General features: G+C 46.1%; 11 protein-coding genes. All 11 read right to left on the reverse strand.

Annotated elements, in window-relative coordinates; genetic code table 11:
- Positions 1-157: 157 nt before the first annotated feature.
- A complete protein-coding gene (gene dapA, locus MKX30_RS11350; protein WP_028542708.1) occupies positions 158-1,039 on the reverse strand; it encodes a 4-hydroxy-tetrahydrodipicolinate synthase in 882 nt (293 codons plus the stop codon).
- A gap of 39 nt (positions 1,040-1,078) precedes the next feature.
- Positions 1,079-2,296 carry an aspartate kinase gene (dapG, locus tag MKX30_RS11355; RefSeq protein ID WP_013309940.1) on the reverse strand — a complete coding sequence of 406 codons (1,218 nt, stop codon included), beginning with the start codon at positions 2,294-2,296 and terminating at the stop codon, positions 1,079-1,081.
- 23 nt (positions 2,297-2,319) lie between these two features.
- Positions 2,320-3,357, reverse strand: a complete 1,038-nt coding sequence (locus MKX30_RS11360; RefSeq protein ID WP_013309939.1) for an aspartate-semialdehyde dehydrogenase — start codon at positions 3,355-3,357, stop codon at positions 2,320-2,322.
- Between the two features lie 134 nt (positions 3,358-3,491).
- Positions 3,492-4,085, reverse strand: coding sequence for a dipicolinate synthase subunit B (locus MKX30_RS11365; RefSeq protein ID WP_023988226.1), 594 nt, complete (start codon positions 4,083-4,085; stop codon positions 3,492-3,494).
- Positions 4,082-4,981, reverse strand: coding sequence for a dipicolinate synthase subunit DpsA (gene dpsA / locus MKX30_RS11370; protein ID WP_028542709.1), 900 nt, complete (start codon positions 4,979-4,981; stop codon positions 4,082-4,084). Before dpsA ends, MKX30_RS11365 begins: the two co-directional genes overlap by 4 nt.
- Positions 4,982-5,166: 185 nt before the next feature.
- Positions 5,167-5,613 carry a dUTP diphosphatase gene (gene dut / locus MKX30_RS11375; RefSeq protein ID WP_013309936.1) on the reverse strand — a complete coding sequence of 149 codons (447 nt, stop codon included), beginning with the start codon at positions 5,611-5,613 and terminating at the stop codon, positions 5,167-5,169.
- Entirely contained in the window at positions 5,591-6,856 is a 1,266-nt protein-coding gene (locus tag MKX30_RS11380; protein ID WP_053325269.1) for a M16 family metallopeptidase, read from the reverse strand. Before MKX30_RS11380 ends, dut begins: the two co-directional genes overlap by 23 nt.
- 66 nt (positions 6,857-6,922) lie before the next feature.
- A complete protein-coding gene (locus MKX30_RS11385) occupies positions 6,923-7,927 on the reverse strand; it encodes a polysaccharide deacetylase family protein (RefSeq protein WP_176716879.1) in 1,005 nt (334 codons plus the stop codon).
- A 230-nt stretch (positions 7,928-8,157) separates the two neighbouring features.
- Complete coding sequence (pnp, locus tag MKX30_RS11390) at positions 8,158-10,260, reverse strand: polyribonucleotide nucleotidyltransferase (RefSeq protein WP_023988221.1); 2,103 nt, start codon at positions 10,258-10,260, stop codon at positions 8,158-8,160.
- Between the two features lie 214 nt (positions 10,261-10,474).
- Positions 10,475-10,744: a 30S ribosomal protein S15 gene (rpsO, locus tag MKX30_RS11395; RefSeq protein ID WP_007430074.1), complete on the reverse strand. Its 270-nt coding sequence runs from the start codon at positions 10,742-10,744 to the stop codon at positions 10,475-10,477.
- A gap of 132 nt (positions 10,745-10,876) precedes the next feature.
- Complete coding sequence (locus MKX30_RS11400; RefSeq protein WP_028542712.1) at positions 10,877-11,815, reverse strand: bifunctional riboflavin kinase/FAD synthetase; 939 nt, start codon at positions 11,813-11,815, stop codon at positions 10,877-10,879.

Below are 11,815 nucleotides of genomic sequence, written 5' to 3' on the forward strand. Positions count from 1 at the left end.
CATGGTTGAAAGCACAGCAAAAAGGACGTCCTATAAGAACGCCCTTCACGCTGGAGAACCTTGTCAGACAATAAACTCTATCGGTTTTGTACCTACCGACTGCCCTTAACAAGGATACTCCTTAGTATTAATTAACAGCTTACATTCCTATTTCTCTTTAGCGGGTAAATAATTTCTTAATAAATTCCGCTTCATCCTCAGTTGGAGGAATGAGTGGCAACCGAACCGAACCTACCTTAATCCCCCGTAATTCCAATGCATATTTTACTGCCACCGGATTAGGCAGAGGATGAGGACAGCCAAACAAACCCTTGAAAATCGGGAACAACTGCTGATGCAACTTGGCTGCCTCCTGCGAGTGTCCTCCTACAAGTGAATCGATCATCTGCTTCATTTCAGCACCTACCACATGACTCGCTACGCTGATAATACCATAAGCACCTACAGCCATAGCAGGCAACCCAGAAGCATCATCCCCGGAATAAACCAGAAAACCTTCTGGCGCTGACGCTGCAATCTGTGTGACCTGCGCAAGTGATGCACATTCTTTGGTTCCCACAATGTTCGGAATTTGTGCAAGACGTAGCGTTGTTTCAGCTGTTAGACTCGCTCCAGTACGGCTTGGAACATTATACAGTATAGCTGGAAGGGATGTGGAGTTTGCAATACTTTCGAAATGCTGATACATCCCTTCCTGATTCGGTTTATTATAATATGGTACTACCAGTAGAACACCATCTGCTCCTGCCTGCTCCGCGGCACGGGTTAGATGAATAGAGTGACGCGTATTGTTGCTTCCAGTCCCGGCAATAATTTTACATCGTCCAGCTGCTTTTTCTACAACAAATGCAAACAACTTGATTTTTTCATCATCGCTCAGGGTAGGAGACTCCCCTGTTGTTCCAGATACAACAAGTGACTCTGAGTGCTGTTCTTCTATTAAGTAATCAATCAACGAGGACAATGCAGTCCAGTCAATCTCTCCTTGCTGATCAAAAGGTGTCACCATTGCGGTAATCAATCTGCCGAAGTTCACCATGCTGCCTCCTTTTTGCAAGTCCGAGCACGGACAATGCACCTATTGATGGAGTTCAAATTTATTATGCAATGCGCGTACAGCCTGCACCATATCTTCTTTTTTAACAAGTACCCAGATCGTCGTGTTGGAATCTGCGGATTGAAGGATCTGTACGTCTGATTCTGCCAATGCCTCCACAATCGTCGCCATAATGCCCGGTACCCCGTTGATACCACCGCCTATGACAGAAACTTTAGCACACCCGGCCAGTATCTTAGGTTCTAGACCCAAACCGTTCAATACTTCAACCGCTTTGCTTCCATCATGATCGAACACAGTATAAACTGCCCCCGATGGAGTTACGTTAATAAAGTCAACGCTGATTCCATGTTCAGCCATAGATTTGAATACTTGTAATTGCAAGTGCTCCAAACCCGGCTTTAATTCAACATTAATCTGAGTGACATTGCCGACATACGCAATACCGGTCACGAAACGGTCTACGATGTCTGCCTGCACGTCTTTAAAGCCTTCCGGGTGGGTAACTAACGTACCTTCTCCTTCAGAGAAGGTAGAGCGAACACGGACCGGGATATTAGCCTGCATGGCGATTTCAACAGCACGAGGATGGATAACCTTTGCTCCCTGATGAGCCATATTGCAAATCTCCGTATAGCTAACATGTGTAAGTGGCTTTGCATTTTCCACAATGCGCGGATCGGCGGTTAATATACCATTCACATCCGTATAAATATCGACCATATCCGCATGTAGAGCAGCACCCAGAGCAGTAGCTGACGTATCGCTGCCGCCCCGACCCAAGGTGGTCATATCACCGTCTGCTGTTTGTCCCTGAAAACCTGTCACAATGACAACTCTGCCTTGGTTCAACTCTTCAACAACACGGTCTGGCTTTATATCCAAAATACGAGCATTGCCGTATTGATCATCCGTAATAAAGCCCGCCTGTGCCCCAGTTAGCACCGTAGCAGGAATACCTTCCTTCTCCATCAGGCTGCATAATGTAGCAGCAGAAATGATTTCACCACAGCACAGCAGTAAATCCCGCTCGCGCTTCGGAAGACTGTCGCCGTTAGACGCCGCCCAATCCAGCAGCGTGTCGGTGGCATAAGGCTCTCCTTTTCTCCCCATGGCCGACACAACAACAACCAATTGAAGATTTTGCTCCAGCTCCCGCTTCACATGTGCCAGCACAAGTTGACGTGCTTCAGGTGTGGACAGCGAGGTTCCCCCAAATTTTTGCACCAAAATACCCATTATTCTTCCCCCATATCGGAACGTTACTCCGCGTTTGCAGCAATAATTTCCGCGATTTGCACCGCGTTCCATGCCGCTCCTTTGAGCAGATTATCGGATACAACCCACAAATTCAATCCACGGCTATTGCCCAAATCACGGCGTACACGCCCCACAAATACGTCAGGTTTTCCAGCAGCTTCGGATGCCAGTGGATAAAGCTGAGCAGCAGGATCGTCCACTAGCGTTACTCCCGGTGCCGAAGCCAGCAGATTGCGGATTTCTTCTAAATCATAATCTTTTTTAAGTTCTACATATACAGATTCCGAGTGACCGTATACAACAGGAATACGTACACACGTTGCTGTTACGTCCACAGATTCGTCACCCAGTATTTTTTTCGTTTCACGTACCATTTTCATTTCTTCCAGTGTATAACCATTGTCCTGGAATTTATCGATTTGCGGGATAGCATTGAAAGCAATCTGATGCTTTACTGGCAACGAGCCTACTGGCAACAGATCAGGCTGAACTTCATCACCGTTAAGAATCGCTGCGCTTTGACGATTCAATTCATCAATAGCTCGGCTTCCAGCCCCGGAAACGGCCTGGTATGTGGATACTATGATACGAGAAATGCCATACTGATCATATAATGGTTTCAAAGCAGCTACCATCTGAATGGTGGAGCAGTTCGGGTTCGCAATAATTCCTTGATGCTCGGCAATTTTGTCGCTATTCACCTCAGGCACTACAAGAGGAGCTGTCGGATCCATTCGGAATGCATTGGTGTTGTCAATGCAAACCGCCCCATGACGAACAGCATGCGGCGCCAATTCCTTACTTACGTCTCCACCTGCACTAAACAAAGCAATGTCGATTCCTTCAAAGCTGTCGGGGGTAGCAATCTCTACTGGAATTTGCTGACCTTTAAAGCTAATTAACGTGCCGGCAGAACGAGGCGAAGAAAGAAATTTGATTTTGTCCACAGGAAAATCCCGTTTTTCCAGCAGATTTACGATCTGTTCTCCTACAGCGCCTGTTGCTCCAACGACAGCTACATTAAACTTTCTATTGCTCATCTGGTGTATCTCCCCTTCTCGACTAAAAAACCATTTTTTATTCTGAAAGCATCCACCGCCAACAAGAAATTAGACTCGATACAATATCGAATCATCTTCTAGGCGAGGGATGCTCAGCAGTTAACTATAGTACTTCATGGGGTCTTGCGTTCCACAATCATCGGCTGAAGCTGTTTACCTTGCAATGCTTCATAAGCAGCCTCGGGAATCAACTCCATGTTAGCTACAAGCGAGTTCGGCTTTTTAACTGGATTGTCCTGTCCGAACGGCACAAAAAAGATATTTTTGGCTACGAGTAATTTGGCGATATTGGCAGCATTTAGACCCAGTCCATCATTAGTAGATATGGCTAAAAGAAGTGGACGACCGTTGCGCAATTGCGCCTTGGCAGCCATCAAAACCGGACTGTCTGTCATCGCATTCGCTAACTTACTCATTGAATTCCCCGTCAAAGGTGCAATCACCAGCACATCGAGTATTTGGGAGGGACCCAGTGGCTCAGCCTCCACAATTGTAGAAATGATATCATTCCCTGTTATATCTTTCAACTGTTTTTGCCAACTTTGCGAAGTACCAAAGCGAGTATCCGTTGTTAGTACTGTATTGGATATAATAGGAATGACCTTCGCACCCTCATCAACAAAGCGCTGTATAACAGGCATTACCTCTTCAAATGTGCAATGTGAGCCTGTAATTGCATAACCTACTGTTTTCCCTTGCCAACTCATTGTGCATCCCCCCGATCAGGATTATCTTCCATTAACAACTGCACCAGCGTATTCGCTATAATGGCACCAGCAGTTTTGGGAGCAACAATACCGGGAAGACCAGGGGCAAGCATAGCCTTGATTCCACGCTTTTCCGCATAACGGAAATCACATCCGCCCGGGGCGGAAGCAAGATCTATAATCACGGTGCTCAATGGCAATTTAGACAGGATTTGCGCTGTGATAATCATAGAGGGTATCGTATTAAAAATCAAGTCAACTCCCTTTGTCTCTTGCGCTAAATCCCTTGTCATAAAAGGCTTCCAACCCATTTCCACGGCTCTCGCTGCATCCTCTGCCCGCCGTACTCCAACCTTCACTCTGGCTCCCAACCCCTGTAGTGCCCTTGCCATGGTAAATCCAGTCCGTCCCATGCCTAGAACCATACAATCTGCACCGTGAATCGTAAAATCGGTATGCTGAATGGCCATCATCAGTGCGCCTTCGGCCGTAGGTATAGAGTTGTATATGGCCACATCATCTCTCTCCAGCAGCTCTACCAGCTTTAACTCATGTCTGGTACAAATTTCTTTTAAGTACGTCCGCGCCATCCCTGTATATACAACACAATGCGGTGGAAGAGCAGCAGCATGCTCATTCAGAAACTGGAGCTTCTGTGCTCCAAAAAGTGCATTTACGTTGCCTTCCTCATCGCATCCCACCACCGGCAAAATCAGTGCGTCTGACGATTCCAGCAGCTTGACAGACATTGGTTCTAGTGTCACTCCTTTGAGTGGTACTTCAAGCTTGTCAAAACCGACCACACTGACGGTAGCATCCATGTCCACACATTTGCGGATTACCTCAAGCTGCCTCGCATCGCCACCCAAAACAACGACGCGTATTCCTGTTAGCATCCGGATCACTCCTTTCCGAGACACGATATGCTTTTAGTCTATGCGAGTGCCCGGAGAGGGGTGAAAAAACACAAAAAAAAGCCGCCCCTTTATGAGACGACCTTTATTTGCATGCTTACTCTTAAGCAAGTAAATTTGAAGATTTTACAAAATAGACATTCGTACATCGCAAACTAACCATAACCTCAGCGTCCTGTATGGCCAAAGCCTCCAGCACCACGCACTGTTTCAGATAATTGGTCTACTTGTTTCAGCTCTACCTCAGGTACAACCTGAAATACCATTTGTGCAATTCGCTCATTGCGCGTAATCGTGAACGATTCCTCGCCCAAATTAATAAGAAGTACCTTAATCTCCCCACGATAATCCGCATCAATCGTTCCCGGTGTATTGAGACAAGTAATACCATGCTTAAGAGCCAGTCCACTTCGTGGACGGATTTGTGCCTCCAATCCCGCTGGCATAGCTATTGCAAATCCAGTTGGAACGAGGCAACGTTTGCCGGGTTCCAGTACCAGATTTTCCTGTACTGCTGCATACAAGTCAAACCCTGATGCAAGCTCTGACATTTTGCGGGGCAGCTCAATATCTTCATTGCCCGCGAGTCTGTTAATTTCCACGTAAGTTAACAAAACAGTCCCTCCTCATATCCTTTACCGCTGAATCACTCGCTCCCACCATCGACAGGGCAAACGGCTCCGAGAACATCCGATCCAGCACTTTATTCACATCATTTGCCGTCACTTGCTCGATATGCTCGATCATTTGATCCAGCGTATAATGCTGACCAAGCATCAATTCATTTTTTCCAAGCCGATTCATCCGGCTACCTGTACTTTCAAGGCTTAAAATCAAACTTCCTTTTAATTGCTCCTTACCTTTACGAAGCTCATTAGCGTCCAAACCGTTGACAGCCACATCTCGTAAAAGCTCCAGCGTCAAATCCAGCACGTCCTTTGTTTGCTTAGGAGCCGTACCTGCATAGATCGTGAACATACCACTGTCCGCATGGGAGCTATGATAGGAATAGACCGAATAAGCCAGTCCACGCTTTTCCCGAATTTCTTGAAACAAACGTGAACTCATGCCGCCGCCGATCGCGTTATTCAGCAAAACCATAGCATACTGGAGTTCGTCACCCGTTGCAAATCCAGGCAGGGATAAACAAATATGATTTTGCTCCGTTGCTTTCTCATGATACAACAGCTCACCGTTAAACGCAGGTACTGTCAGCGGCGAAACGGTTCCATGATTATCAAAATGTCCAAAATGTCGCTCCAACAATTCTACCAAGCGATCATCAACATTACCAGCCACACTGATAACTGTATTGTCGATTGTATAATGCTCCCTCATATAATGGCTGAGATGTGAGCTATCCATAGCAAGCAGGTGATCTTCGGTTCCGAGAATCGGATAAGCCAGTGGATGTTCACCATAGGCCGCGCGAGATACAAGATCATGAACCATATCATCCGGTGTATCCTCGTACATGGAGATTTCCTCCAAAATCACATTCTTCTCTTTTGCCAATTCTTCCTGATCTAGTTTGGAATTAAAAAACATATCAGACAGCACATCAACTGCGATCGGTAGATGCTCATCCAACACCTTGGCATAATAGCATGTATATTCCTTCGAAGTGAAAGCATTAACATTTCCTCCGATGGCATCGAATTGCTCAGCGATTTCCTTAGCGTTAAAACGCTCTGTTCCTTTGAAAAGCATGTGTTCGATAAAATGAGAAATACCGCTATTGTCCGGCGTTTCATTTCGGGAGCCGGTTTTAACCCAGATACCGAAAGAAACAGAACGCACGGTTGGAATTTTTTCAATGACCACTCTTAGGCCGTTTTTGAGTTGAATTCTTTCCACGATTGGCCCTCCTAAACTGAATTGCATACTTAGCCATAATGTTCAATCCTAACAGAAAAAAGACGTTCACTCAACCGGAGCAGGTAGCTGTCGATCAGGGGAAAGTGTCTGACTGACAGTTCCGAGCACAAGTCCCTTACTACGAATGGCATGGATCATGCCTTTGAGAGCAGCCGCTGAGGAGTCTGTTGGGTGCATCAATATCAGTGTGCCTGATTCAACTTTACTACTGATTTTGTTAATCACCGATTCTGGTGACGGATGTTTCCAATCTACAGTGTCCAATGTCCACAACACTGTTTTGAGCCCACGTTCTGCTGCTATATCCACCGTTTGCTGATTAAAATCGCCCGATGGAGGGGCAAACCAGTTATTTTTGACGCCCAAAGTTTCTTGAAGAAGCTCTTGTGTCTTTTCAATTTCTTGTGTGGCTCTGGCCCGACTCAGACGGCTCATATTCGGATGAGAGTAAGCATGATTCGAAAGCTCATGCCCTCTTTTTTGAATCTCCTTGGCGAGTTCTGGATTTTTTTTCAGCCAACTTCCATCAAGAAAAAATGTAGCCTTGACCTTTTCCTGATCCAGCGTGTTCAGTATCGGCAGGATAAATTCATTCCCCCATGCTACATTGATCATGAAGGATACCATCGGCTTTTCGGGATTCCCCCTGTAAATCGGAACATTACCAAGCTGATTTAAATGTATTTTAGGTGCCAATTGCCGATATACATATTGAATGGGTCGATCCGGAGATGCAATCGCTTTGCGATAGGTAGCATCCAAATCCACCTCCAGTCCGTTATAGCCTGGAATACCCTTCCATACCCTGTCGATCTTGGCATCAACTGGTTCCCGCCGCTGACGGGCTGCTTCTGTTCTTAGTCGCTGCATAAGCGCATTATCGGGTAAAGCCGCCATCGCCATCGTTGTTTCAGCTTTAGGCTCCCCAACTCCTGTAGCGTCTCCATTGCGTAATTGATTAGCGAAGTCACGAACCCCGCTAAACTGTCCGATTACCAGTGTGATGGCTAAACTGGCTACCACCCACACTGCTCTTTTTGCCCTACTCATGATTCCTTCATCCTCCCGCCCGTTTGTCCACATTGTATGCGGGGAGGACAAGAACTATGACGCAGTAGCCTCTAGAAGCCTACTTTGGCGCAGCTTGTGCATATGTATGAAAAAAGAGCCAGAAACGTAGCTCTGCCTCTTTCCAAAAGCTTAAACAATGCTATTCAAATCCCTTGTACTGTTAATACGAAAAGCTACTCCTGCCTTTCTAGTCTGCAACATGCAGGTACCTAGGATTTTGCAGGTGCTTCTGCAGTCAGAACAGCCTTACGGGACAGATTGACACGACCTTGTTGATCAATTTCGGTTACTTTCACCGTAATTGTATCCCCAATAGCAATTACATCTTCAACCTTGGCTACACGTTCAGTAGACAGTTGAGAAATATGAACCAGACCATCTTTGCCCGGTAAAATTTCAACAAATGCACCGAATTTCTCAATCCGTTTTACTGTACCGATGTAAATCTCACCGACCACGACTTCCTTTACGATACCCTCAATAATGGAACGTGCTTTTTCATTCATCTCTTGATTTGTGGAAGCGATGAACACACGACCATCTTGTTCAATATCGATTTTCACGCCGGTTTCTTCGATGATTTTGTTGATGATTTTACCACCAGCTCCAATAACATCACGGATTTTGTCCGGGTTAATGTGCATCGTCATAATTTTTGGAGCATACTGAGACAACTGCTCACGTGGCTTCTGGATCGCTTCCATCATTTTGCTAAGAATGAACAAGCGTCCTTCTTTAGCTTGCTTGAGCGCATCCTGTAAAATCTGGCGGTCAATACCGTTAATTTTAATATCCATTTGAATGGCAGTTACGCCTTCCGCGGTACCAGCAACTTTAAAGTCCATATCGCCCAGGTGGTCTTCCATCCCTTGGATATCAGTCAATACGGAAACATGGTCTCCATCCTTGATCAATCCCATCGCTACACCTGCAACCGGAGCTTTAATCGGTACACCTGCATCCATCATAGCCAGTGTACTTGCACAAATACTAGCTTGTGAAGTCGAACCATTTGATTCCAGTACCTCGGAAACCAAACGGATGGTGTATGGAAATTCAGTTTCGGAAGGAATTACTTTGGAAAGTGCACGTTCACCAAGAGCACCATGTCCGATTTCACGACGGCCTGGCGCACGCAAAGGACGAGCCTCACCTACGCTGAATGGCGGGAAATTGTAATGATGCATGAAGCGTTTTGTTTCTTCCAGATCAATACCGTCCAAAATTTGTACATCACCCAATGCACCAAGTGTACAAATGCTAAGTGCTTGCGTTTGACCGCGTGTAAATAAGCCCGAACCATGAGTACGCGGCAAAATGCTAGTGTCGCTTTCAATCGGACGAATTTCGTCAAGCTTACGACCATCAGGACGCACTTTATCATGCGTGATCAGACGACGTACTTCTTCCTTGACGATATCATAGAGAACTTCGCTCACGTCGCTCAAAAGCTCAGGTGTCTCTATGTATTGTGATTCAAAATGGGCAACTGTCTCTTCGTTGACTGCATCAATCGCCTCTTGACGGGCGTGTTTTTCTGCAATTTTAACAGCTTCCATTAAACGTTCAGCTGCATAAGCACGTACTTCACTGTTCACTTTTTCATCAACAGCATGCAGTTTAACCTGCATTTTTTCTTTACCTGCTACTTGCACCAATTGTTCAATGACTGCCACAATGTTCTTAATCTCATCATGACCGAACATAATAGCTTCCAGCATAACTTCCTCTGGAATCTCATTGCCCTCGGCTTCTACCATCATGATGGCATCTTTCGTTCCGGCTACAACCAGGTACAGATCGCTTGCATTCTGCTGTGCAATATCCGGGTTAATCACAAATTGCCCGTCTACACGTCCTACAGCGACTCCACCGATTGGCCCATTAAAAGGTACATCCGAAATGCTAAGTGCTGCCGAGGTTCCGATCATTGCTGCAATTTCAGGTTCGCAATCCTGATCGACACTCATAACCAGGTTCAACACCTGTACATCATTCCGGAAACCTTCCGGGAACAATGGGCGAATTGGACGGTCTGTCAAACGGCTGGACAAAATTGCTTTTTGACTCGGACGTCCTTCACGTTTAATAAATCCGCCAGGAATTTTCCCTACAGCATACAATCTTTCCTCATAGTTTACGGTCAGGGGAAAAAAGTCCAAATCTTTCGGTTCACGGGAAGCGGTCACGGTACAAAGCACAACTGTTTCTCCGTAGCTCACTTTAACTGCCGCATTGGCTTGTTTCGCAAGACGTCCTGTTTCCAGCACCAGCTTTCTTCCGCCGAGCTGCATTTCTACGCGTTGCTCCATGGTATCCCTCCATTTCATTTCATTGTAAAAGTTCTATACATATCCAGTATTTCCTGCGCAGGGCTTATTCATAAGAAGCTAGCAGACAAATCAGGATATGTAATTCAAAAAAAGATTCCTCATTTCAAAAAAGAACCCGGCTGCTGTCCGCCGTCGCCTTAGCAGGGACAAGCGGTGAACAACCAGGCTTCTTTTCTCATTACATGTCTGAAAATTAACGACGCAGTCCGAGACGCTCGATCAACGCACTGTAACGTTTAACATCAGTCTTCTTCAGGTAAGCCAAAAGTTTACGACGCTGACCGACCATTTTCAACAACCCGCGGCGGGAGTGATGGTCTTTCTTGTGCGAACGAAAGTGACTTTGCAAGTTGACGATGTTTTCAGTAAGGATAGCGATTTGTACCTCTGGTGATCCTGTATCGGATTCATGAGTTTTGTACTCCTCGATCAATTGCTGTTTACGCTCTTGAGTCAATGCCATCCTGTTCACCTCCTTCATTATAATCGCCATTAGCCTCGTAGCCGCCGGTGAAAGCGGACAACCAAGCTAAGGTTCATCGTTGTTTACACAACATAAGTCAGTATAACACAGCGCCTGTCTTATGTAAATAAATTAGCCTAACAGCTTTTTAGCCGTTTGTGCGTCATTGCCAATTTGGCTGATCAGCTCATCCACCGAAGAGAATTTGCGTTCAGGGCGGATGTAATGGTGAAGCTCCACAAGCACAGAATTCCCATAAATTTGCTGATTAAAATCAAATAGGTGTACCTCAAACGACGGATTCAGCACACCTTCATGAAAAGTAGGCTTAACCCCTACATTCATTACACCATTTATCCAACGATCGCCTACAAGCGCCCGTACAGCGTATACACCCTTGATCGGAATCACGTAGGTATCATCCAGTTTGAGATTAGCAGTCGGAAAACCGATCGTACGTCCGCGCTTCTCTCCATCCATTACAGTACCTTGGATACGATAAGGACGTCCCAACCAGCGAGAGGCATGTGCTAGATCCCCGTTCTGTAAAGCACGGCGAATGCCAGAACTGCTCACCTTGTCCCCATCCAGTTCGAACGGTGATACGGTGTGTACAGACATTAGCTCTCCTCCCAGCTTACGGAGGGTATCCTCATGCCCGGCTCCCCGGTGGCCAAACCGAAAATCAAAGCCTACTACCGCTGTTCGAATTTGCAACGGAAGCAGCACATCGCTTATAAACGCCTCAGGGCTGACCTTAGAAAATTCTTCGTTAAAACTCAAAATATAAAGTACGTCCACACCCATATCAGCCAGAATAGTCTGCTTGTCCGCAAGCGGTGTTAAATAACCTTCATAATCGCCTTTTTTCATGACTTCCTTTGGGTGAGGATGAAATGTCATGACAGATACCGGCACTTGCTGTTCACGAGCCAGCGCAACGGCCTTACGTATCACGCTTGCGTGTCCCAGATGAAGACCATCAAACTGACCGATCGCCGTGACCTGTGGACGTCCCCATTGCTGCAAAAGCTCATCACTCAATGGATAAGATAACGATACGGTAATCAT

Origin of the sequence: Paenibacillus sp. FSL P2-0173 (genome assembly GCF_038008045.1) — a bacterium.
GTDB classification, from domain to species: Bacteria; Bacillota; Bacilli; order Paenibacillales; family Paenibacillaceae; genus Paenibacillus; species Paenibacillus polymyxa_B.